Raw genomic sequence first — 22,411 nt, 5'->3', positions numbered from 1 at the left:
GGCGCGCACGCAGCGCGACCGCGGACGCACAGCGCGACCGCCGACACACAGGAGGCGCGGTGCCAGCTGGCACCGCGCCTCCCGTCCGCGGAACGCGCGTCAGCGCGTCAGCTCGCCCACCACGAAGTCGACGGCCCGGACCAGCTGCGCCACGTCGCTCGGCTCGATCGCGGTGAACGTCGCGATGCGGAGCTGGTTGCGGCCGAGCTTCCGGTACGGCTCGGTGTCGACGATCCCGTTCGCGCGGAGCGTCGCGGCCACGGCCCGGGCGTCGATCGCGTCGTCGAGGTCGATCGTCGCGACGACCTGGGACCGGTGCGCGGGGTCGGTCACGAACGGGGTCGCGTAGTCCACCGACTCCGCCCAGTCGTAGATCGTGGCGGAGGACTGCTTCGTCCGCGCGTCCGCCCAGGCGATGCCGCCCGACTCGTTGATCCAGCGGACCTGGTCGTCGAGGAGCAGGAGCGTCGCGAGCGCCGGGGTGTTCAGCGTCTGGTCGAGCCGCGAGTTGTCGACCGCGTTCTTGAGGGACAGGAACTCCGGCACGTACCGGTCGGACGCCGCGATGCGCTCGACGCGCTCGATCGCGGCGGGGGAGAACAGCGCGAGCCAGAGCCCGCCGTCCGAGGCGAAGTTCTTCTGCGGGGCGAAGTAGTAGACGTCGGTCGCGGCGACGTCGAACGCCGCACCGCCGGCGGCACTGGTGGCGTCGACCACCGTCAGCGCGCCGGCGTCACCGGCGGCACGGACGACCGGGGCCATGACGCCGGTCGAGGTCTCGTTGTGCGGGTACGCGTAGACGTCGACCCCCTCGACCGGCTCGAGTGCGGCGAGCGAGCCCCCGGGCGCCTCGACGACGTGCGGGGCCTCGAGCCAGGGCGCCGCGGTGGCCTTCGCGAACTTCGAGCCGAACTCGCCGAAGGACAGGTTCTCCGCCCGTCGCTCGACGAGCCCGAACGCGGCGGCGTCCCAGAACGCGGTCGAACCGCCGTTGCCGAGGACGACCTCGTAGCCGTCCGGCACCTGGAAGAGGTCGGCGATGCCCTGCCGGACGCTGCCGACGAGGTCCTTGACGGGCTTCTGGCGGTGGGACGTGCCGAGGATCGTCGCCCCGCGCGTCACGAGGGACTCGAGCTGCGCGCCACGGATCTTGGACGGGCCGCACCCGAAGCGGCCGTCGGTGGGGAGGAGGTCGGCGGGGATGACGATGTCTGCCATGGCCCGATCCTACCGGGGTGGTATCCCACGCCCGTCCCTTGCGTCGTGCAAGTGTCGGTCGTTCCCTGTCACCGCGAACAAGTAGGGTGGGCGCGCTGGCACCGGACAGGAGAGGCGGACCGTGACCGATCTCGTCGACACCACGGAGATGTACCTCCGCACGATCCTCGACCTCGAGGAAGAGGGGATCGTCCCGCTGCGCGCCCGCATCTCGGAGCGCCTCGGCCACTCCGGCCCCACGGTCTCGCAGACCATCGCCCGGATGGAGCGCGACGGCCTCGTCGTCGTGTCCGGCGACCGCCACCTCGAGCTCACGACGGAGGGGCGCTCCCGGGCGACCCACGTCATGCGCAAGCACCGACTCGCCGAGCGCCTGCTCTCCGACGTCATCGGACTCGACTGGGCGTTCGTCCACGACGAAGCCTGCCGCTGGGAGCACGTGATGAGCGAGCAGGTCGAGGTCCGACTGCTCGAGATGCTCGGCAACCCGACGGAGTCGCCGTACGGCAACCCGATCCCCGGCCTGGCCGAGATCGGCGGGCCGACGGCGGCGGGGTTCCTCGACGGCGTGGAGAACATCGTCGCCGCCACCGAGGGCACCGACGCCGTGGCGAGCGGCACGATCCGCCGCCTCGGGGAACCGGTGCAGTTCGAGCCCGAGCTCCTCCACCAGCTGCGGACCGCCGGCGTGATGCCGGGTCGGCTCGCGCGGGTGCAGCGCGCCGGCGCCTACGTGGCCGTCCGGGTCGACGGCGAGGACGCCGGGATCGAACTCCCGACCGAGGTCGCGCAGCACGTGTACATCGAGCGCGCCGCGGGCTGACCGGCCCGCTCCTTTACCGTTTCGTTACGAACGGGCCGTTTCATCTCGACAAGGTAACGACGGACACGTACACTCGACGAGTCCCCGGGCCGACACCGAACCCGAGGACCCGTGGCAGGACGTCTCGAACCCGTCTCCTGCCTCGATCGGAAACGATGACGAACGGATGGGGTTCCACGGCTCGACCTCCTGCACCTGGCGGGGGACCGGGCGGTGGTGACGAGGCGCCGGAGATCCCACCCTTGACGCTGAACGGTTCCGCCGCGGACGACCAGACCGCGAACCCGACGAACACCGCGAAGTCGACCACCACCGACGCGATCGCGACCCGACGTTCCCTCCGCACCGCTGCCCCGCAGTCGGTCAAGACCGCGCCGCTCGCCGGTGGCCGACGCGCTGCCCAGGCGGCGGAGCGTGCCGAGCGTGCAAAGGCCAGCTCGTCGGCCCGCAAGCGTCGGCTCCTGGCTCCGCTGGTGCTGACCGTCGCCGCCGGCATGTTCGGCACCATGGCGGTCCCGGCGGCCTTCGCGTCGACCCAGCCCTCGGCCACCGCCGCAGCCGACGCCCAGCGCCAGCTCCGCGCCTCCCAGGAGCAGAACTTCTCCGTCTCCGACGCCGTGGCGCTCGCCGGCACGAGCCGCGACGGCTACGGCGCGACCGCCCAGTCGACGCTCGACGCCCAGGCCGCGCAGAAGGCGGCAGCGCAGGCGGCGAAGGAGGCCGCCGCGAAGGAAGCCGAGCAGGCCGCCGCCACCCAGGCCGCCCGCGCCGCGACGGCATCGCAGTACGCGTCCTACTCGGGCCCCTCCGCTGCCGACTACGTCGCGAGCTCGACCGCCGCGAACACGCCGTTCTCGCTCCCGGCCGTCGTCGCGACCGCGAAGCAGTACATCGGCACGCCCTACGTCTTCGGCGGCGCGGACCCGTCCGGCTTCGACTGCTCGGGCTACGTGATGTTCGTGTACGCCCAGTACGGCATCAACCTCGCGCACTCGGTGCCGCTGCAGGACCAGGCCGGCACCACCATCCCGCTGTCCCAGGCACAGCCCGGCGACGTCGTGATCTTCAACAACGAGGCGCACGACGGCTTCTACATGGGCAACGGCATGATCATGGACGCCCCGAAGCCCGGTGGCTCCGTCTCGATCCGCCCGATCTGGACGAGCGACTACCACATCGTCCGCTTCGGCATCTGAGCCGCTCGGCGCCCGTTCAGGGCGTCACACGGGCGTCGATCCCGTGAACATCGCCGGAACCGGTCCGTTCACCCTCGTGTCGGGCCGGTTTCCGACGTATCCTGGCGCTGCACCGGCCCTTCGGCTGCGAGCAGGGAGTCCACATGTCAGCGTTCCGCACGACCCGCACCACGGGTCGGCGCGCGCACGTCGACATATGGACGACCACCGCGTGCGTGCACGAGCACGCCCCGTCATGACGAGAGCACTGCCCATCCGGGTGGTGCTCTTCGTGGTTCCGGGGACGTTCGCGCGAGCGGTGGTCACCTGCGCGACGTCGTGGACCGATGCGCCCGCACCGCCTGGAAGCCGTCCAGGCACGTCGGAAGGGAACCCATGCGCACTCTCGTCCTCAACGCCGGTTACGAGCCCCTCGCGGTGATCTCGTTCCGACGGGCCCTCGTGCTGGTCATGAACCAGAAGGCCGCCATCGTCGCCGCCGACCTCGACCACCCGGTCACCGGGTCGACGTCGAGCTACGACCGTCCGTCCGTCATCATCCTGACCCGGTACGTGCGCATCCCGCACTCGAGACTCGTGCCGGTGTCCCGTCGCGGGGTGCTCCGCCGTGACGGGAACCGCTGTGCCTACTGCGACCGGCACGCCACCACGATCGACCACGTGCAGCCCCGCTCCCGCGGCGGTGAGGACTCGTGGGAGAACCTCGTCGCCTGTTGCCTCGCCTGCAACAACACGAAGGGCGACCGGACGCCGCAGGAGATGGGCTGGCGGCTCCGCTTCCGCCCGAAGGCGCCCCACGGTGCCGCCTGGGTCGTCCGGGGGATCGAGCGGCCGCAGGCGGACTGGGACGAGTTCCTCGTGGCCGCGTAGCGGCCGGTGCCGCTGGCGCAGCAGCGGACGGGAGGCGCGGTGCGGCCCGGCACCGCGCCTCCCGTCCGCCCCGCGCTCGGTGACCGGATCGCTCGTGGTCGGCCGGATCGCTCGTGGTTGGCGGAATCGCTCGTAGGAGGTCGGAACTTCCGGCTGACCACGAGCGATCCGGCTTCCTACTGCGCGTGCGATGGGTCGGAACGTCCTCGTGCTCGCTGCCGCTAGAGTGGTGGCGCCAGCCTCTGTAGCTCAATGGAAGAGCAGTTCCGTCCTAAGGAAACGGTTGGGGGTTCGAGTCCCTCCAGGGGCACCACCAGCACCAGTGTCAGGGTCAGCGTCAGGCCGCCGCCCGTTCACCCACGGGTCGGCGGCGCATCGCAGGATCCCCGACCTCCGGCCCGCGGTACACCATGTCCATCGCGCCGACGCTCTCGCCCGGCGGCACGATCGCGTCGATCCGGTCGAGCACGTCGTCGTCGAGACGGACGTCGACCCCGGCGAGCGTGTCCTCGAGCTGCTCCATCGTCCGCGGTCCCGCGATCGCCGAGGTCACCCCCGGGTGTGCGATCGTGAACGCCATCGCGAGGTGCGTCAGCCGGATCCCCGTCTCGTCCGCGAGGGCGATGAGCTGCTCGGTCGCGGCGAGCCGGCGTGCGTCGCGGAAGTGCCGCATGCCGGTGCCGGCCCGGAACTCGTCGTTCGCCGCTCCCGCGCGGTACCGCCCGGTGAGGGTTCCCCCGGCGAGCGGGCTGTAGACGAGGGTCCCCATCCCGTACCGCTGCGTGACGGGGAGGATCTCCCGTTCGATCTCCCGGTCGAGGATCGAGTAGTTCGGCTGCTCGGTCCGGAACCGCTCGAAGCCCCGGCGGTCGGACACCCACTGCGCCTCGACGATCTCCGAGCCGCGCATCGACGAGCTGCCGATCGCGCGGACCTTGCCCTGCCGGACGAGGTCGGTGAGTGCGGAGAGCGTTTCGTCGATGTCCGTGTCGGGGTCGGGCCGGTGCAGCTGGTAGAGGTCGATGTGGTCCGTGCGGAGGTTCCGGAGCGACCGCTCGACCGCCTCGACGATCCACCGCCGCGAGGCTCCTCGGTGGTTCACGTCGTCGTCGACCGGCCCGTGGAACTTCGTCGCGAGGACGACCTGGTCGCGCCGGCCCGCGAGCGCTTCCCCGACGACCTCCTCCGAGTCGCCGTACCGGTCGGCGGTGTCGACGAAGTTGATGCCGGCGTCCAGCGCGCGGTGGATGATCCGGATCCCTTCCTTCCGGTCGGGGTTGCCGAACGAGCCGAGCATCATGGCGCCGAGGGCGTACGGCGTGACCTTGATGCCGGTCCGGCCGAGGGTGCGGTACTGCATGAGGGCCTCCTGTAGGCTTGTTTCCGGAACGTTGTTCCGCTACTGACCGAGACGATACGGAACAATGTTCCGTTTGCGCAAGGGGGTTCTCCATGCCGAATGCCGCCGCACCCCGCCGCCGCCGCGCCGACGCCGAGCAGAACACCGACGCGATCCTCACCGCGGCGCGGACCGTCTTCGCGCGGTCCGGGGTCGACGCCCCGGTCCGCGAGGTCGCCGCCGAGGCCGGTGTCGGCGTGGCCACCCTGTACCGCCACTTCCCGCAGCGCGCCGACCTCGTCGCCGCGGTCTTCACGTCGGAGATCGACGACACCGCGGCGGAGGCCGACCGACTGTCCGCCGCGTTCCCGCCCGGCGAGGCACTCGACCGGTGGGTCACGCGGTTCACCCGGTTCGTCTCGACCAAGCAGGGGCTGTCGGCCGCCCTGCACTCGGGCGACCCTGCGTTCGCGCCGCTGCCGGCGTACTTCACGGACCGGCTCGGCCACGTGCTCCGGCGGCTCCTCGACGACGCGGCGGCGGCCGGGGTCGTCCGGGACGGCGTCGACGAGATCGAGCTCCTGCAGGCGATCGGGGACCTCAGCCACCGTGCACCGTCCACCGACGGATCGCCGAGCCCGATGGTGCGGCTGCTGCTCGACGGGCTCCGCGTCCGGTCCTGACGCCGACACCGGTCGCGCGTCGCTGAGGGACCGTGCAGCATCCCGCGGCCCCGGCGACCCACGCCCTAGGCTGCCGCCATGGGGAACAACCGTCGCCGCGGGGGCACGATCGGCCTGATCGTCCTCGCCGCCTACCTCGTCCTGCGCTTCGGTCTCCTGGCCTACCGCGAGCACGAGGAGGGCATGTCGACCGGCGGCATCGTGCTCAGCCTCATCGGCTTCGCCGCGCTCGGCTTCGCGATCGTCGAGGCGGTGAACCTCGCCCAGCACGCCCACAGCCGCCGACGTGAGGCCGCGCTCGCGACGCAGCACCCCGGCGCGCTCCTGGTGCCCGTCCGACTGGGAAAGGACCTCGGCACGCAGGTCGACTGGGTCGCGGGCGCGCTCGGGCTGCCCCGCACCGCCGTCCCCCGACGCGGCTACGGGACCCTCGTCGCGGACGGGCAGGGCATCGGCCTGTACAGCGGCGGATCCACCCCGACGCTCCTCCTCGGCATCCCGCGCGAGGTCGTCGTGTCCGTCGCGAGCGGTGACGCCAAGGCGGTCGGACGGTTCGCCTCCGGCCGGGTCGACGCCATCCGCGTGCTCGCCGGCGCGCAGCAGGCACCGGTCTGGTACGACATCCCGGCCTACCGGGTCGTGTTCGGGTTCCCGAAGCACCTGCACGGCGACGAACTCCACCAGCGGGTGCGCGACGTCGCCGCTGCGGTCGGCGTCTCGGTGGTCACCCTGCCGCCGTTGCGCTGACGGGACAGCGCTCCGGACGGGAGGCGCGTGGCGGCGCCGCCCCGCGCCTCCCGACCGCCCTGTGGACACCGCGCTCCCCTCCGCCGGTTCTGCGCGGCCCCCCGAAGGGGGGTATCGCCAGTGCACGGCGGTCGCCTTGTAGGTTGTTCAGGAAGCGGCCTCACCAACCGCTCGTCCTCAGCACGACAGGGGTGTCGTGCGGACCCGAGGGGGATCAGGATGCACCACTGCGACACGACGATCGCGTACACCGTGCGCCCTCGTGCGTGCGCCGGTGCCCGGCCTCTCGCTGCCGGGGGTGATCGCTCCGGATAGCCCGTCCGCGCGCAGCTCGACGCGCACACGTGACTCCGGGACCGCCTCACCAGCGGTCTCGTCGGATCCCCGGACCAACCATCCGGGGAGGGATCAGCGGCGGAGGGATCCGCCGGAGGAAGAGGCACAATGCCATCCACAGCAACACGCTTCGCGCTGCGCGCGGGCGCCACGGCGACCGTCGCCGCGGTCATCATCGGAGGGGCCGCACTCCCCGCGAACGCCGCCGCGGGCGACGTCACCCAGGCCGAGGGCCGGCTGCTCGCGGGCAGCGGCACCGTCGACCTCGACGCCGTCGCGGCGCTCGCCGGGTCGTACGCCGCCACCGCTCCGGCCGGCGCGGACGACGGCGGGTCGAACCCGCTCGACCTGACCGTCCTCGACACCCTGGGCGTCACCGCCACGAACGGGGTCCAGCTGCTCGGGTCGAACGGCCTGGTCGACGTCGGTGTCGCCGGCCAGTACTCGGCGTCGTCGACCACGGGGGCCGTGGCCTCCGCCGGGGCGATCACCGGCGACGGCGCCGTCCAGGTCGGAGCGCCCGGGCCCGGAGCGAGCATCGACCTGACGCCCCTGATCGACGGGCTCGACCTCGGCGGTGTCGTCAGCGACGCCTCGGTCGACCTCGGCGCCCTCTCGGCACGCGCCGAGGCGACGCGGACCTTCACCGGCTCCGACGTCTCGACCGACTACCAGGTGGCGAGCGCGGACGTCTCCGTCGTGAGCCCCGCCGTGGCGGCCCTGGTCGGCCAGCTCGACGCGACGCTCGACGCGTCGAGCACCACGCTCGAGGCCGCGCTCAGTGCCGACGAGGTGACCGCTGGTCTGACCGGCGCGGTCGCCGACGGGCTCGGGAACGCGCTGGGTGTCGTCCCGGGCATCGCCGTCGGCGACACGACGGCGACCGTCACCGCGGACGTCGACCTCGCGCAGGCGGTGTCCTCCGTGACCGCGGCTCCGCTGACCTCCGGAGCGGTGACGATCGACCTGTCGACCGGCACCGTCGCGATCGACCTCGCCGACCTCTACACGCTCAACGACCTCGCGCCGAACACGCGCCTGCTCGCGAGCGACACGATCAACGCGCAGATCGAGGAGTCGATCGCCGACATCCTGGAGAACCAGGTGCCCGCGCTCCTGACCACCGCGCTGACCGACGCACTCGACGCCGCGACGGTCTCGGTGGACGTCAGCACGGACGCCACGGTCGTGCTCGCCGACGCCGGTCTCGACATCACCGTCGACACGACGCTCGGACAGCTCCTCGGCACCTCGACGACCGACCCGGACGTCACGATCACCGGGACCGGGGCACTCGCGGCCCTCGACACGCTCGGCGTCACGGCCGGACTCCAGACCGTCGTCGACACGGCGCTCCTGCCCGCGCTGACCACCGTCGTCGGCGGCGCCGTCCCGGAGGACTTCCTCGCCGACACCCTCACCGCGCTCGTCGACACGCTGGAGGGCGTCGTCACGGCGCTCGACCCGCTGCTCGACACGCTCAACCAGCTCGTGTCGATCACGATCAACTCGCAGACCGACCCGTCGTTCAGCGACGCGGACGGCGACGCCACCGGGGCCACCACGGTCCGGGCGGTCCGGCTCGAGCTCGTGCCGGCGGCGGACCTCGCCACGGTCGACCTGGCCACCGCCACGGTGCAGGCCGACGCCTTCGCCGGCGTCGTGATCACCGACCCGGAGGACGGCAGCAGCACCACCGTCCCGGCGGCCGACGACACCACCGACACCCCGGTGTCCGGCACGGCGGAACCGGGTTCGGACGTGACCGTCACGCTCGACGGTGACGACGCCGGGGCGCAGACGACGACCACGGGCGACGACGGCACCTGGACCGTCACGTTCCCGGACGTCGCCGTCGGGGACCACGAAGCCGTCGCGGTCGAGACGATCGGCGGGCTGACCAGCGAACCGGACTCCGTCACCTTCGCGGTCGTCGCGGCCCCGGTCGACCCGACCGACCCGCTCACCACGGGCCCGGGCACCCCGGGCGACGGCACCCCGGGTGACGGCAACGGCGGTGGCGCCGGTGGCGGAGCCGGCAACGGCGACGCCGGCACGGTCGGCACCGGGACCGGTGTGAACGCCGCCGGTGGCTCCCTCGCCTACACCGGCGCCGAGTTCCTGCCGCTGATCGTCCTCGCGGGGCTCCTGCTCGCCGCGGGCGGCAGCACCCTCCTGGCGCGACGCCTCCGTCGCGCCTGACCCGGGCGGGCGCCGGTCGTGCGGACCGGCGCCCGCCCCGCACGGGACGCGGTGCGTTCGGGCCACCGCGTCCCGCGCCCGGCGTCGGTGCGGTGGTGATCGGGTCACCACCGCACCGGCACCCCGGCCCGTTCGACCAGACCACCACGAGGAGCGCCGTGCACGACCACGACACCCACCCGCTCGACCGACACGTCGGCCCGCCGCACATCGAACGGTTCCGGCTCACCCGGACGCCCGGCGAGACGCTCGGGGTCGTCTGCACCTGCGCGATCGGTGCGGACCACGACAACACCATCCACCCCTCCCACCCGGCACCAGCGCGCTGACGGCCGTCGGGGGGATACTGGCAGCGTGCGTGAACTCCAAGCCCAGATCGCGGCGGACCTCGACGTCCAGCCCACCATCGACCCGCAGCAGGAGATCGACCGCCGGGTCGGGTTCCTGCGCGACTACCTGCTGACCACCGGCGCGAAGGGGTACCTCCTCGCGATCAGTGGCGGCCAGGACTCCACCCTCGCCGGCAAGCTCACCCAGCTCGCCGTCGAGTCCCTCCGAGCCGACGGCCACGACGTCACCTTCACGACCGTGCGCATGCCGTACCGGGTCCAGGCGGACGAGGACGATGCGCAGCTCGCCCTGCAGTTCATCGGCGCCGAGCCCGGCATCACCGTGAACATCGAGCACGGTGTCGACGGCGTCGTGCAGGACACGCTGGCGTCCGGCGTGGAGCTGAGCGACTTCGTCAAGGGCAACGTCAAGGCCCGGATGCGCATGGTCGCCCAGTACGCCGTCGCCGGGCAGCGCGGACTGCTCGTCGTCGGGACCGACCACGCGGCCGAGGCGGTCACCGGCTTCTTCACCAAGTACGGGGACGGCGGTGTGGACCTCACGCCGCTGACCGGCTTGACGAAGAGCCAGGGCCGCCAGGTCCTCGGGCACCTCGGCGCACCGGCACGGCTCTACGAGAAGGCGCCGACCGCCGACCTGCTCGACGACCTCCCCGGCCAGACCGACGAGGCGAACCTCGGCCTGACCTACGCCGAGATCGACGCCTACCTGCAGGGACACGACGTCCCGGACGAGGTCGCCGAGGCGATCGAGTCCCGGTACCGGGCGACCGCGCACAAGCGCGCGGTGCCGGCGACCCCCTTCGACGACTGGTGGCGCGCCACCGTCGACGCGCGCTAGCCGCGACCACCTGACGGACGGGAGGCGCGGTGCCGGCTGGCACCGCGCCTCCCGTCCGTCCTCCAGCGCCCCCGGCGGTGCACGCGCCACCGTCGGTGGCGAGCGCTAGGCTCGGACACGGAACATCAGGTACGGAATCCCGGTCGATCGCCGGGGTCGGAGGGGGAACGTCATGGAGATCCTGTTCGCACTCGGCGCGGTGCCGCTCGTCATCCTGGGGATCATCGTCCTCGCGGTGGTCGTGCTCGTCTACGCCAAGGCCGTCTACCGCAACGCCGGGGCGGACGAGGCGCTCATCATCACCGGCAAGCGGTCGCGCAAGGTCAAGAACGCCGACGGCACCGAGACCGTCGAGTCCGGCATCAAGGTCGTGCTGGGTGCGGGCGTGCTCGTGCGGCCGTTCTTCGAGCGGGTCGCGAAGCTGTCCCTCAGCTCGCGGGCGATCGACATCAACGTGAACGCGCAGGACTCCCGCGGCGTCACGATCGACGTCGAGGCAGTGGCGCTCGTCAAGGTGGGCGAGACCGACGCGTCGATCCGGGCGGCCGCACAGCGGTTCCTCGGCCAGGAGAAGAAGATCGACGACTTCGCGCGCGAGGTCCTGTCGGGCTCGCTGCGCGCGTCGATCGGTGCGACCGACGTGTCGACGATCATCCGGAACCGCGACCAGCTCACCGTGGCGGTCCTCGACGTCGCGAAGGACGCCCTGCACAGCCAGGGCCTCGACGTCGACTCGTTCGAGATCAAGGGGATCTCGGACCGCAACGAGTACATCAGCGACCTCGGTCGTGCCGAGCGCGCGCGTGTCCGGCTCGAGGCTGAGAACGCTGAGGCGCAGGCCGACCGCGAAGCGCGCGAGGCCCGAGCCCGTGCCGACCAGGCGATCGCCGAGGCCGAGAACGCGCTGGCCATCCGCCGTGCTGCCCTCCAGCTGGACTCCGACCGTGCCTCGGCCGAGGCCGCGGCGGCGGGGCCGCTCGCCCACGCCCGCGCGGCGCAGGGCGTCGTGGAGCAGGAGCAGCTGACGGCACAGAAGCGTGCCGAACTGCGCCGAGCCGAGCTCGAGTCCGAGGTCACGGCCGTGGCCGAGGCGAACGCCCGCAAGACCCGGCTCGAAGCGGAGGCCGCCGCGGCCGCCCAGGTCGAGACGGCCCGTGCCCAGGCCGAGGCCCGTCGCATCGCGGCGGAGGCGGTCGCCGCCGAAGCCCACGCCGAGGCCGATGCCCGCAAGTTGGCTGCCGACGCGTCCCGTGCCGAGGGCGAGGCCGCGGCCGATGCGATCCGTGCCAAGGGTCAGGCCGAGGCGGACGCCACGAAGGCCCAGGCGGATGCGCTCGCCCAGCACTCTGAGGCGGTGCTGCGGGTGAAGGCCATCGAGACGTTGCCCAGCATCGCGCGGGAGCTCGCCGCCCCGATGAGCAACATCGACCAGTTGACCGTGGTGTCCTCGGACGGAGCGGGATCGCTGTCGAAGAGCGTCGTCAGTCAGTTCAGCGAGGTCGACGCCCTGCTCGGCACGACGGCAGGGTTCACGCTGAGCGACATCGTCAAGAGCACCACGACGGGCCAGGCTGCGGCTCGGGCGGTCGCCCGCGAGCAGGAGCGGGTCGAAGCGGAGTGACCCCGCGGCGGGTCAGGACTCGCGGTGCTCGTCGCCGTCGGAGGTTCCCGACTGCTGCCCGCCGGCGTCCTCCCGCTCCTGGGTGAGTCGCTGCTGCCACACGATGCTCCGCGCCGCACCACCGAGGACGTCCTCGACGCTCCGGTCCGTCGAAGCTGCGAGGGCGCCGCTGAGTCCGGCGGTCAGCGTGCCACCGGCAGAGGCGAGCCGTTCGACGACCTCCTCCTGCCGGGGCGTCAGCGGTTCGTCGACCAGGTCGTCGACCGTGTCGTGGATGTTCTGCTCGCTCGCGTCGAGGGCGGCGTCGTCACCGGACTGCAGTGCTGCGGCCTCGCCGACGACCACCAGGCCGAGTCGCGCGGCGTCGTCTTCCGGACGGGGAGTTGCGTGCTCATCGGTCATGCGGGAGACGGTACGCCCCGACGGCCGACCAGGCTGAGGGGTTGTCCCCCTCCGTCCCGGCACGAACGCCCGACCACGACCGGTGGCGCAGGGGCGCCCGACCACGACCGCCGGCGCACGGGCACCCGACCACGACCTCCGGAGCAGGGCCGGGGTCAGTCGGCGCGGGCAGCCCAGCGGCGGAGCAGCCACTCCGCCGCGGCGACGCCCTCGCTCCGCTGGAACGCCCGGATCGTCGGCATGTTCGGCGGCGACGGCAGCGCGGCCTTCTCGAAGAAGAGTCCCGCGAGGCCGGCGAGCACGGCGTCCGCCGTCGCGGGGTCGAGTCCGGCGAACACCGGGTGCGTCGCCAGGTGGTGTTCCACGTCCACGTCGTCGCCGCGCACGAGGCTGTCGAGCAGGTAGGTGAGTGGGTCGAGCCAGTGCGCGCCGATCGCAGCCCAGGGCCAGTCGACGATCCAGACCGTCCCGGCGTCGTCGACGATCAGGTTGTCGGCCCGGCAGTCGACGTGCACGAGGTGGTCGCCGTCCACACGGTCACCGCTCCCGCGCGCCGTCTCGGCGAACCGGGTCGCGACGGCGGCGACCTCGGGCGGCAGCACGTCGGGGAGCCCGTCCGCGAGCATCCGGTCCCAGGCGGCGAACTCGTCGCGGAGCTCGTCGGCCACGCGGGGGAGCCCGTTCAGGTCGGCGGGGGCGACGGGCAGGGTGTCGAGTGCATCGAGCACGGCCGGGAGGTCCGCTGCGGTCGGGTGGCGGCCGTCGACGTCGTCGAGCACGAGGGCGGCCCAGTCGTCGCCGTCGTGCTGTTCGTCGAACGCCGCGAGGAGCCGCGGAGCCTGCACGCCGACGGGGATCGCGGCCATGACCCGCGCCTCGCGGCGGTGCATCCGGAACCCGTCCTCGTTCCGCCCCCGCGAGAGGGCCTTGACGAACGCGCGCTCTCCGGTCGCGGTGCGGATCCGGTCGGCGCTGCCCGGGGACCAGCCAGACGCCTGCGACGCCGCCGCGACGACGGGGCCGCCGAGCACCTGTTCGACCCGCGCGCGCAACGTCGTTGGTACCTCGGCCCAGCTGATCCGCCCCATGTCGGCACCGTAGCCGACGTGACCCGTCAGGCGGAGGCCGGCGTCGCCGTGTCGAGCATGTGGATGGTCTCGATCACGAGTTCGGCGGCCACCGGGTCCCGCTGGACCACGGCGTCGCGGAAGCGGGGGAAGTGCTCGAGGAGGTGCGTGACGGGGATGAGCTCCCCGACGCTGTCCACCCGGAGTCGGTAGGCCAGTCCGTCGATCACGTGCCGGGCGGGCTGCGCGAGGGTCGGGTTCGGACAGAGGTCGAGCCAGGCGTGGTAGGCGCCGTCGACGGTCAGCACCACCCGGGCCGTACCGCCGTGCCGCAGTCGTTCGACCTCGGCGTCGAGCCGGCGGCGCGTGGTCTCGACCGCGGCGTCGCTCATGACCGGGACCGTCAACCGGACGACCCCGCCGATCAGGACCCCGAGCGCGCGGAGGGCGTCGAGCACCTCCTCGGGTCGGGGCACCGCGACGCGGGTGTACCGGTTCGGCACCATCTCCACGAGCCCCTCGGTCGTGAGTGCCGCGAGCGCTTCGCGGATCGGGGTCCGCGAGACGCCGAGCCAGGCGATCAGTTGGTCGTCGTGCAGGCGTTCGCCGGCCTCGAGTGTGCCGTCGAGGATGGCGGCGCGGAGCTTCGCCGCGGCTTGGTCCCGGAGGAGGGCGCGAGCGGCGGGGCTGTCGGTCTTGGGTACGGGCACGGTTCCTCCTCGGGTTGACATGTCAGAATACCGCACACCACGGACTACCGCCACGCTCACCCGAGGACGCTGAGGGAACCTGCAGGGACGGCAACGTTGCGTTGCGCGTAAACCTGCTGGCGGTGTAAAGTTGCAGCGTCTGCAAGGTTGACCCGCCAGCGTCGGCGCTCCTCCTCGCGGCTCATCGAAGCCGTGGGCACCGACGACTCGGCGTCCCTCGCCACCGACGGAACCGACCCTCATCCCCGTAAGGAATCCGCATGTCCACAGCCACCGCACCGGTCGAGGTGCAGCGGGGGCGCCCGGCAGTCCCGGCCGCCCAGCCGGCGAAGCCGGTCATGACCCACCGCCAGATCCTCCTCGTCATCTACGGCCTGATGGCCGGCATGTTCCTCTCGTCGCTCGACCAGACCATCGTCGGGACGGCGATCCGCACGATCGGCGACGACCTGCACGGGCTCGACCAGCAGGCCTGGGTCACGACCGCGTACCTCATCGCCTCGACGATCACCACGCCGATCTACGGCAAGCTCTCCGACGTCTTCGGCCGTCGGCCGCTGTACATCTTCGGCATCGCGGTGTTCATCCTCGGCTCGCTGCTGTCCACGCTGTCGACGTCGATGATCATGCTCGCCGCCTTCCGGGCGTTCCAGGGCATCGGTGCCGGCGCGCTCATGTCGCTGCCGCTGGCGATCATGGGCGACATCCTCGCGCCCCGTGAGCGAGCCAAGTACCAGGGGTACTTCCTGGCGGTGTTCGGCATCTCGAGTGTCATCGGCCCGCTCATCGGCGGCTTGTTCTCCGGTGCGGACCAGATCCTCTGGATCACCGGGTGGCGCTGGGTCTTCCTGGTAAACGTGCCGATCGGTGTCGGCGCGCTGGTCATGGTCATCGCGTTCCTGCACCTGCCGAAGTTCGGTGACGCCAAGGCGAAGCCGCGCATCGACTGGTGGGGAGCGACCTCGGTCATCGTGACGCTCGTGCCGCTGCTGCTCGTGGCCGAGCAGGGCCGGACGTGGGGCTGGGGCTCGCCGGCCGCGATCGCCTGCTACGTCGTCGGCGCGCTGGGGCTCGTCGCGTTCCTGGTCGTCGAGTCGCTCATGCGGGACGACGCGATCATCCCGCTCAAGCTGTTCCGCTCGGGCGTCTTCTCGATGGCGACCCTGCTCGGGTTCCTCGTCGGGTTCGCGATGTTCGGCGCCATGCTGACCATCCCGCTGTACCTGCAGATCGTCACCGGGCTCACCCCGACCGAGTCCGGCTTCGCGACCCTGCCGATGATCGGCGGGCTCATGATCGCCTCGATCGCCTCGGGGCAGATCGTCGCCCGCACCGGCCGGTACCGGATCTTCCCGGTGATCGGCACGGCGCTCGTGTCCCTCGGCTACGTCGTCCTGACGTTCATGACCATCGACAAGCCGCTCTGGTTCCTCATGATCGGCATGTTCCTGATCGGCCTCGGCCTCGGCCAGCTCATGCAGAGCATCACCCTGGCGTCGCAGAACTCCGTGCAGCCCCGGGACATGGGGGTCGCGACCTCGTCCGCGACGTTCTTCCGGCAGATCGGCGGGACGCTCGGCACGGCCGTCCTGCTCTCCGTGCTGTTCTCGATCATGCCGACGAACATCCTGCACGCGACCGCGGACAAGGCGAACCTGAACGGGGCGCTCGACGCGGCGCTCAACCCGACGGTCGCCTCGGCCAAGGCGAACCAGGGGGTCATGGAGCAGATCTGGAACCCGATCGTGCGTCCCATCGAGCAGAAGGTGCAGTCGCAGCTGGACGACGCGGCCGCGCAGGCGAAGCAGGCCGCCGACGCCGCGGTCACGGAGCAGGTGACCGCTGCCGTGCAGCAGCAGGTCGCCGCCGGAGCCGTGCCCGCCGCCGCCGCGCAGACGGTGATCGACCAGCAGGTCGCCGCCGCCACCCCGGCCGCCGAGCAGCAGGCCCTGGCCGCCGTCGCGGACAAGGCCCACGCCACGGTCGGCACGGACGGCACCGTGTCCGTCGACTGGTCCGACGCGTCGCAGCGCTCGTACTGGGTGGACCAGCTCACCCCCACCCTGTCGAAGCAGATCGCGAAGCAGGCCGACTCCGGCACGTCCGGGGCCAGCTCGGAGACGAGCGACACGTCGTACCTCAACGGTGCCGACGCTGCGCTGACGCGGCCGTTCATGACCGGGTTCAACGCGTCCGCCGTGACGGTGTACTGGGTCGGCTTCGGGGTCATCCTGCTCGCCTTCGTGCTGAGCTGGTTCTTCAAGGCGCCGCCGCTGCGGAAGAGCTCGGCGCTGCAGGAGCAGGCCGACTCCGCCGGCACCGCCGACGACCTCGAGGTGCAGGCCGTCGCCGCCGCCGACACGATGGGCTCGCCCACCGCGCCGAGCACCGGATCCGTCTCCGTCCAGCGTGGTCGCTCGGGCGACTAGGGCGACCGGGGCCTCCCACCAACCCGGTGGGAGGCCCCGCCACGACCCGGAGCAACGCATGAGCAGCACAGCAACAGTGACCGGCCGCGCAGCGGTGACCGGCCGCGCAGCAGCGACCGGTGCGCAGGCAGCGCACGAGGCCAGCACGCCGCATGAGGCCAGCACGCCGGCCGAGGCCGGTCTGCGCGAACGCAAGAAGCAGCGGACCTGGCAGGCGATCCACGAGGCGGCAGCCGACCTCGTCACCGAGCACGGCCTGGCCGCCACCGTCGAGGAGATCTGCGCGCGTGCAGGGGTGTCGTCGCGCACGTTCTTCAACTACTTCCCGTCGAAGGGGCACGCGGCGCTCGGGCTCCCGGCGCCGACGGTGCCGGACGACGCCCGAGCCGCCTTCCTCGCGGCGGACGGACCGATCGTCGCGGACCTCTGCGACCTGGTCGCGCGGACGGTCGTCCTGCCCGAGGACCACCGCCGCGCGAAGGCCCTCGTCCGCGCGCGGCCGGAGCTGGTGCCGACCATGCTCCAGTGGATGGCCGACACCCGGCTCGCCGTCCACGCGGTCGCGTCCGAGCGCACCGGGGCGGACGACGCACGGACCGCGGTCACCCTCGTGATGGCCGCCGTCATCGAGGCCGTGCACCGGAGCGCGACGGACTCCCGGCAGCAACTGGCCGAGCGACTGCGGCAGGTGGTCCGCGAGATGGTCCGGCTCGGTTCCGTCTGAGACGCCGGAGGCCGGGACTGTCGGACGGGAGGCGCGTGGCGGGTCCGCCACGCGCCTCCCGTCCGTTCCGGACTTCGGGCATGCATCCGACCAATCCATGCCTGATGGTTCGCTTTCGGGACCATATTGCCTCTTGACGCAAGAGACATCGGATGTTTCGATGGGCTCGTTCGGTCGACGACGACCGGACGGGCAGGAGACACGATGAGCCGCATCACCGGGTTGCGCGTCCGGGACGTCCGCTTCCCCACCTCGCGGGACCACGACGGCTCCGACGCGATGAACCCCGCACCCGACTACTCCGCCGCGTACGTGGAGCTCACCACCGACGCACTCGAGCCCCACGTCGGGGCCGCCTTCGTCTTCACGATCGGACGCGGCAACGAGGTGCAGGAGGCGGCGATCGCGGCGCTCCGGGACCACGTGGTGGGACACTCCGCCGAGGCGCTCCTCGCCGACATGGGCGCGACCTGGCGGAGCCTCGTGCACGACTCGCAGCTGCGCTGGCTCGGCCCGGAGAAGGGCGTCATGCACATGGCCATCGGCGCGGTCGTGAACGCCCTGTGGGACCTCAAGGCCAAGCGCGCCGGACAGCCGCTCTGGGCGCTCCTCGCCGAGATGACCCCGGAGGAGCTCGTCGACCTCGTCGACTTCCGGTACCTCACCGACGCGATCACGCCGGAACGGGCCCTCCAGCTGCTCCGCGACGCCGAGCCGCTCCGAGCCGAGCGACGCCGACGGCTCGAGGCCGAGGGGTACCCCGCGTACACGACGACCCCCGGCTGGCTGGGCTACGACGACGACAAACTCGTGCGCCTGTGCCGCGAGGCCGTCGCCGACGGGTTCACCCAGATCAAGCTGAAGGTCGGCGTGGACGTCGACGAGGACGTTCGGCGCACGGCTCTCGCGCGCGCCACCGTCGGCCCGGACGTCCGCATCGCCGTTGACGCGAACCAGCGCTGGGACGTCGACGAGGCCGTGGCCTGGGTGGAGCGGCTCCGCCCGTTCGACATCGCCTGGGTCGAGGAGCCGACCAGCCCCGACGACGTGCTCGCGCACGCCGAGATCGCCCGCCGGATCGCCCCGATCCCGGTCGCGACGGGTGAGCACATGGCGAACCGGGTGGTGGCGAAGCAGCTGATCCAGGCGAACGCCATGAGCGTCCTGCAGATCGACGCCACCCGGGTCGCCGGTGTCAACGAGAACCTCGCGATCCTGCTGCTCGCCGCCGAGCACGGCGTCCGGGTCTGCCCGCACGCCGGAGGAGTGGGACTGTGCGAGGCCGTCCAGCACCTGTCGATGTTCGACGCGGTCGCCCTGAGCGGTGACCTCGACACTCGCTGCATCGAGTTCGTCGACCACCTGCACGAGCACTTCGTGACACCGGTCGACGTGCACGACGGCCGCTACTGGCCGCCGACCACCCCGGGAGCCGGCACCGAGATGCACGCCGACTCCCTCGACACCCACACCTACCCCGACGGTCCGGTCTGGGCGGCGACGGCACCGGGCTCCCCGGTGCGCGACACCGCCCGGGTCGTCGCCTGAGGAACCCGACCGATCCCGATCCCGATCACCACGACGGAGTGGAGACACCGATGCAACGACGACGACTCATCGCGGGGATGGCGGCCGCGGCCGCCGCGGCCCTCGTGCTCACCGGCTGCTCCTCCGGCAGCAGCGCCGGTGGCAGCCAATCGAAGGACTCGCTCACCTGGTCCATGTGGATCGCCGGCAAGGAGGACCAGGCCGCCTGGCAGAAGGTCGCCGACACGGTCAAGAGCGAGGACGGCATCACCCTGACGATCCAGGGCGCCCCGTTCGAGAACTACTTCACGAAGCTCAGCGCCCAGCTCAGCGGCGGGAGCGCGCAGTGCGTGGTGAGCATGCAGTCCCTGCGTGCGGCGAACTACACGTCCTCGCTCCTGCCGCTCGACGACCTGGCCGAGAAGGCCGGCCTCGACCTCTCCGCTTTCGACAGCACGGCGTTGAACGGCATGAAGGTGGACGGCAAGCTCTACGGTCTGCCCTACGACACCGGGCCCATCATGATGTTCTACAACAAGGACATGCTCAAGGCGGCCGGGGTGTCCGACCCGGAGCCCGGGTGGACGGTCGACGACTTCGAGAAGACCGGCGCCGCGCTCAAGGCCAAGGGCGACACCATGTTCGGGTCGACGGTCGGGGACCTCAACCTCGAGTCGATGGTCTACGGCTACAACGGCGGCAGGGTGGTCACGACGAAGGGGGAGCTCGACCCGACGAACGGCGACTTCGCGAAGGGGCTCGACTGGCTCGGCAGCCTGGTCAAGGACGGCTACGCCACCCAGGCGTCGTCCGACACGTCCCAGCCCGGCAACGACTTCGCCTCCGGCAAGGTCGCGATGTACACCGACGGGCCGTGGTCGCTCATCAGCCAGAAGGCCAAGGTGAAGTTCGACCTCGGCGTCACGACGCTCCCGTCCGGCACCTCGGGTCCGTCGACGTTCGCGGCGGGTTCCGGCTTCGGCATCTCGAAGCAGTGCAAGTACCCCGAGCAGGCCTTCAAGGCGGTGGAGACCATGACCAGCGAGAAGGTCCTGACGTCGCTCGCCGAGCAGGGCCGGGCCTTCCCCGCCCGCACCGCGGCGCAGGGCGCCTGGTACTCCAGCGCCGGCATCGACGGCGCCGAGACCGCGCTCAAGGCGGCGCTGGCGAAGTCGTCGCCGCTCCTCGGGAACAAGCAGAGCGACCAGCTGTCCCAGCTCTTCACGCAGTACGCCCTGCAGGCGGTGAACGGCCAGACCTCCGGCAAGGAGGCCATGTCGTCCATCGCGAGCCAGCTCGGAACCCAGTAGCCAGCGCACCAACCGCCGGACTGGAGGCGGTGCTCACGTCGCGAGCACCGCCTCCCGTCCGCCCCATCCCTCGGATCAGGACCGCGTGAACGACGAGGAGGTCGTCGCATGACCACCATCCAGGACCCGCCCGCGGCACCCGCCGTCGCGACGGCGACCGCCACCCGGGCGGCAACACCCCGCCGCCGGGGTGACGACACCCCGGGCGCCGTCGGCCGACGATCGTGGTGGGGCGCGGCGTTCGCCGCACCCCACTCCCTCGGGCTCGTCGCGTTCACGGCGTTCCCGATCCTCGCTTCGCTCGTGGTCAGCTTCATGAACTGGCCGATGCTCGGCGAGCGCAGCTGGGCCGGCATCGAGAACTACGCCCGGCTGTTCTCCGACCCGGTGTTCCGCACGGTCACGCTCAACACGACGCTCTTCGTCGTGCTGTACGTCCCGCTCAACCTGGTCGTCTCCCTCGGACTCGCCGCCTGGCTGACGCCGCGGATCGCCGGCCGGCACGTCTTCCGGGTGCTCTTCTTCATCCCGACGATCACGCCGATCATCGCGAACGTCGTGGTCTGGCGGATGCTGTACCAGCCCGGCGGGGCGATCGACGCGAGCCTCCGCTCCACGGTCGGTGTCGGGGCGCCGAACTTCCTCGCCGACGAGCACTGGGCGATGCTGGCGATCGTCGCGATGAGCGTCTGGCAGGGCTTCGGGTACAACATGCTCATCTTCTCCGCGGCCCTCGACGCCGTCCCGGAGAACCAGATCGAGGCGTCGCAGCTCGACGGCGCGAACGCGTGGCAGACGTTCTGGGCGATCAAGTTCCCGCTCATCTCGCCGTCGGTGTTCTTCGCGACGATGATGACCCTGATCACGTCGTTCCAGGTGTTCGTCCAGCCGTTCGTCCTCACCAAGGGCGGACCCGGGACGGCGACGGAGACCCTCGTGCAGTACATCTACAACACGGGCTTCCAGAACCAGCAGCTCGGGCTCGCGTCGGCCGGCGCGTGGGTGCTCTTCGTCATCATCCTCGGGATCACGGCCGTCCAGTTCCTCGGACAGAAGCGTTGGGTGCACTATGAGTGAGCTGACCCGACCCCGCGCCGGCGGGTTCACGACCTCCAACCGCACCGTCAACCCCCGCGCGGTGTCCCGGACGGCCTCGGCACCGCGGCCCGGCCGGGTGCGGCACGCGATCGGCTACGCGCTGCTCTGCCTCGTCGCGCTGCTGTTCGTCGCCCCGCTCGTCTACATGGTGGCGACGAGCCTCAAGCCCGCCGACCAGGTGTTCACGACGCCGCCGACCCTGTGGGGGCGGTCGATCGAGTGGCAGAACTACGTCCAGGCGTTCACGTACCTGCCGTTCGCACGGTTCATCCTCAACGGGATCTTCGTGGCCGCTGCCGGTACCGCGATCAACGTCGTCGTCGCCGTGCTCTCCGGGTACGCGTTCTCCCGCCTGCGCTGGCGGGGCCGGAACACCGTGTTCCTGCTGTTCCTGGTCACGCTGATGATCCCGCAGGACGTGCTCGTCATCCCGATGTACGTGATGATGCAGGGCCTCGGCTGGGTGGACACCTTCCAGGCGCTCATCGTGCCGTGGGCGTTCACCGCGCTCGGCGCGTTCCTCATCCGCCAGTTCTTCCTCACCGTGCCGCAAGAGCTCGACGACGCCGCCCGCGTCGACGGTGCCGGGCCGGTCCGGACCTTCTTCTCGGTGATGATGCCGCTCGCCCGACCGACCATGGCCGTCCTCGCGGTGTTCTCGTTCATCTCGTACTGGAACTCGTTCCTCTGGCCCCTCGTCGTCGTGAACGACGTCAACGCGCACGGCACCATCCCGCTCGGCCTGCAGCAGTTCTTCGGGCAGCAGGGGTCGGAGTGGAACCTCGTGATGGCGGCCTCCGTCATCTCGATGCTCCCGACCGTCATCCTCCTCGTCCTGCTGCAGAAGCACCTCGTCAAGGGGATCGTCACATCCGGTCTCGGCGGCCGGTAGCCGACCCCGTCCACGCGCACCGCGCC

General features: G+C 71.6%; 20 protein-coding genes and 1 tRNA gene. 16 read left to right on the top strand and 5 right to left on the bottom strand.

Annotated features, from left to right (window positions below):
* Positions 1 to 99: 99 nt before the first annotated feature.
* The gene (gene serC / locus Csp2054_RS14680; protein WP_096900202.1) at positions 100 to 1,218 is read right to left on the bottom strand and encodes a phosphoserine transaminase; all 1,119 of its coding nucleotides are present in this window, start codon (positions 1,216 to 1,218) and stop codon (positions 100 to 102) included.
* A 121-nt stretch (positions 1,219 to 1,339) separates the two neighbouring features.
* On the opposite strand from serC, the gene Csp2054_RS14675 reads away from it, so the two are divergent.
* The 4 genes from Csp2054_RS14675 (at position 1,340) to Csp2054_RS14660 (ending at position 4,420) form a co-directional block, all read left to right on the top strand.
* Positions 1,340 to 2,041, top strand: a complete 702-nt coding sequence (locus Csp2054_RS14675; protein WP_096900201.1) for a metal-dependent transcriptional regulator — start codon at positions 1,340 to 1,342, stop codon at positions 2,039 to 2,041.
* Between the two features lie 242 nt (positions 2,042 to 2,283).
* Positions 2,284 to 3,237 (top strand): C40 family peptidase, encoded by a 954-nt coding sequence (locus tag Csp2054_RS18680; protein ID WP_096900200.1) that lies wholly within the window; start codon positions 2,284 to 2,286, stop codon positions 3,235 to 3,237.
* 375 nt (positions 3,238 to 3,612) lie between these two features.
* The gene (locus Csp2054_RS14665; protein ID WP_096900199.1) at positions 3,613 to 4,107 is read left to right on the top strand and encodes an HNH endonuclease; all 495 of its coding nucleotides are present in this window, start codon (positions 3,613 to 3,615) and stop codon (positions 4,105 to 4,107) included.
* Positions 4,108 to 4,345: 238 nt separating this feature from the next.
* Positions 4,346 to 4,420, top strand: a tRNA-Arg gene (locus Csp2054_RS14660).
* Between the two features lie 24 nt (positions 4,421 to 4,444).
* Here Csp2054_RS14660 and Csp2054_RS14655 read toward each other — a convergent pair.
* Positions 4,445 to 5,467 (bottom strand): aldo/keto reductase, encoded by a 1,023-nt coding sequence (locus Csp2054_RS14655; RefSeq protein ID WP_096900198.1) that lies wholly within the window; start codon positions 5,465 to 5,467, stop codon positions 4,445 to 4,447.
* Between the two features lie 92 nt (positions 5,468 to 5,559).
* On the opposite strand from Csp2054_RS14655, the gene Csp2054_RS14650 reads away from it, so the two are divergent.
* The 6 genes from Csp2054_RS14650 (at position 5,560) to Csp2054_RS14625 (ending at position 12,226) form a co-directional block, all read left to right on the top strand.
* Positions 5,560 to 6,129, top strand: coding sequence for a TetR/AcrR family transcriptional regulator (locus Csp2054_RS14650; protein WP_096900197.1), 570 nt, complete (start codon positions 5,560 to 5,562; stop codon positions 6,127 to 6,129).
* A 78-nt stretch (positions 6,130 to 6,207) separates the two neighbouring features.
* Positions 6,208 to 6,876, top strand: coding sequence for a hypothetical protein (locus Csp2054_RS14645; RefSeq protein ID WP_096900196.1), 669 nt, complete (start codon positions 6,208 to 6,210; stop codon positions 6,874 to 6,876).
* Between the two features lie 444 nt (positions 6,877 to 7,320).
* Positions 7,321 to 9,414: a choice-of-anchor G family protein gene (locus Csp2054_RS14640; RefSeq protein WP_096900195.1), complete on the top strand. Its 2,094-nt coding sequence runs from the start codon at positions 7,321 to 7,323 to the stop codon at positions 9,412 to 9,414.
* Between the two features lie 158 nt (positions 9,415 to 9,572).
* A complete protein-coding gene (locus Csp2054_RS18275) occupies positions 9,573 to 9,743 on the top strand; it encodes a hypothetical protein (RefSeq protein WP_176491739.1) in 171 nt (56 codons plus the stop codon).
* 25 nt (positions 9,744 to 9,768) lie between these two features.
* Positions 9,769 to 10,605 carry an ammonia-dependent NAD(+) synthetase gene (gene nadE / locus Csp2054_RS14630; RefSeq protein ID WP_096900193.1) on the top strand — a complete coding sequence of 279 codons (837 nt, stop codon included), beginning with the start codon at positions 9,769 to 9,771 and terminating at the stop codon, positions 10,603 to 10,605.
* Between the two features lie 172 nt (positions 10,606 to 10,777).
* Positions 10,778 to 12,226, top strand: a complete 1,449-nt coding sequence (locus Csp2054_RS14625; protein ID WP_096900192.1) for a flotillin family protein — start codon at positions 10,778 to 10,780, stop codon at positions 12,224 to 12,226.
* A gap of 12 nt (positions 12,227 to 12,238) precedes the next feature.
* On the opposite strand, the gene Csp2054_RS14620 is transcribed toward Csp2054_RS14625, so the two are convergent.
* The 3 genes from Csp2054_RS14620 to Csp2054_RS14610 form a co-directional block, all read right to left on the bottom strand.
* Positions 12,239 to 12,628 carry a hypothetical protein gene (locus Csp2054_RS14620; RefSeq protein WP_096900191.1) on the bottom strand — a complete coding sequence of 130 codons (390 nt, stop codon included), beginning with the start codon at positions 12,626 to 12,628 and terminating at the stop codon, positions 12,239 to 12,241.
* A gap of 155 nt (positions 12,629 to 12,783) precedes the next feature.
* Positions 12,784 to 13,716 (bottom strand): phosphotransferase, encoded by a 933-nt coding sequence (locus Csp2054_RS14615; RefSeq protein ID WP_141399284.1) that lies wholly within the window; start codon positions 13,714 to 13,716, stop codon positions 12,784 to 12,786.
* Between the two features lie 26 nt (positions 13,717 to 13,742).
* Complete coding sequence (locus tag Csp2054_RS14610) at positions 13,743 to 14,405, bottom strand: GntR family transcriptional regulator (RefSeq protein ID WP_096900189.1); 663 nt, start codon at positions 14,403 to 14,405, stop codon at positions 13,743 to 13,745.
* Between the two features lie 260 nt (positions 14,406 to 14,665).
* Here Csp2054_RS14610 and Csp2054_RS14605 point away from each other — a divergent pair, with 260 nt between their 5' ends.
* From Csp2054_RS14605 to Csp2054_RS14580, 6 genes are all read left to right on the top strand, one after another.
* Positions 14,666 to 16,834: an MDR family MFS transporter gene (locus Csp2054_RS14605; RefSeq protein WP_176491738.1), complete on the top strand. Its 2,169-nt coding sequence runs from the start codon at positions 14,666 to 14,668 to the stop codon at positions 16,832 to 16,834.
* A gap of 58 nt (positions 16,835 to 16,892) precedes the next feature.
* Complete coding sequence (locus Csp2054_RS14600) at positions 16,893 to 17,558, top strand: TetR/AcrR family transcriptional regulator (RefSeq protein ID WP_096900188.1); 666 nt, start codon at positions 16,893 to 16,895, stop codon at positions 17,556 to 17,558.
* A gap of 204 nt (positions 17,559 to 17,762) precedes the next feature.
* Positions 17,763 to 19,106, top strand: coding sequence for an enolase C-terminal domain-like protein (locus tag Csp2054_RS14595; protein ID WP_096900187.1), 1,344 nt, complete (start codon positions 17,763 to 17,765; stop codon positions 19,104 to 19,106).
* Positions 19,107 to 19,156: 50 nt separating this feature from the next.
* A complete protein-coding gene (locus Csp2054_RS14590) occupies positions 19,157 to 20,395 on the top strand; it encodes an ABC transporter substrate-binding protein (RefSeq protein WP_255252765.1) in 1,239 nt (412 codons plus the stop codon).
* Between the two features lie 108 nt (positions 20,396 to 20,503).
* Entirely contained in the window at positions 20,504 to 21,472 is a 969-nt protein-coding gene (locus tag Csp2054_RS14585; RefSeq protein WP_096900185.1) for a carbohydrate ABC transporter permease, read from the top strand.
* Positions 21,465 to 22,385 (top strand): carbohydrate ABC transporter permease, encoded by a 921-nt coding sequence (locus Csp2054_RS14580; RefSeq protein ID WP_096900184.1) that lies wholly within the window; start codon positions 21,465 to 21,467, stop codon positions 22,383 to 22,385. The genes Csp2054_RS14585 and Csp2054_RS14580 overlap by 8 nt, the downstream gene beginning before the upstream one ends.
* Positions 22,386 to 22,411: the final 26 nt, after the last annotated feature.

It is taken from the genome of Curtobacterium sp. 'Ferrero' (genome assembly GCF_002412165.1).
Taxonomy (GTDB): Bacteria; Actinomycetota; Actinomycetes; order Actinomycetales; family Microbacteriaceae; genus Curtobacterium.
The sequence above is the reverse complement of the archived record's forward strand: the minus strand, read 5'-3'. Positions and strand labels throughout refer to the sequence as shown.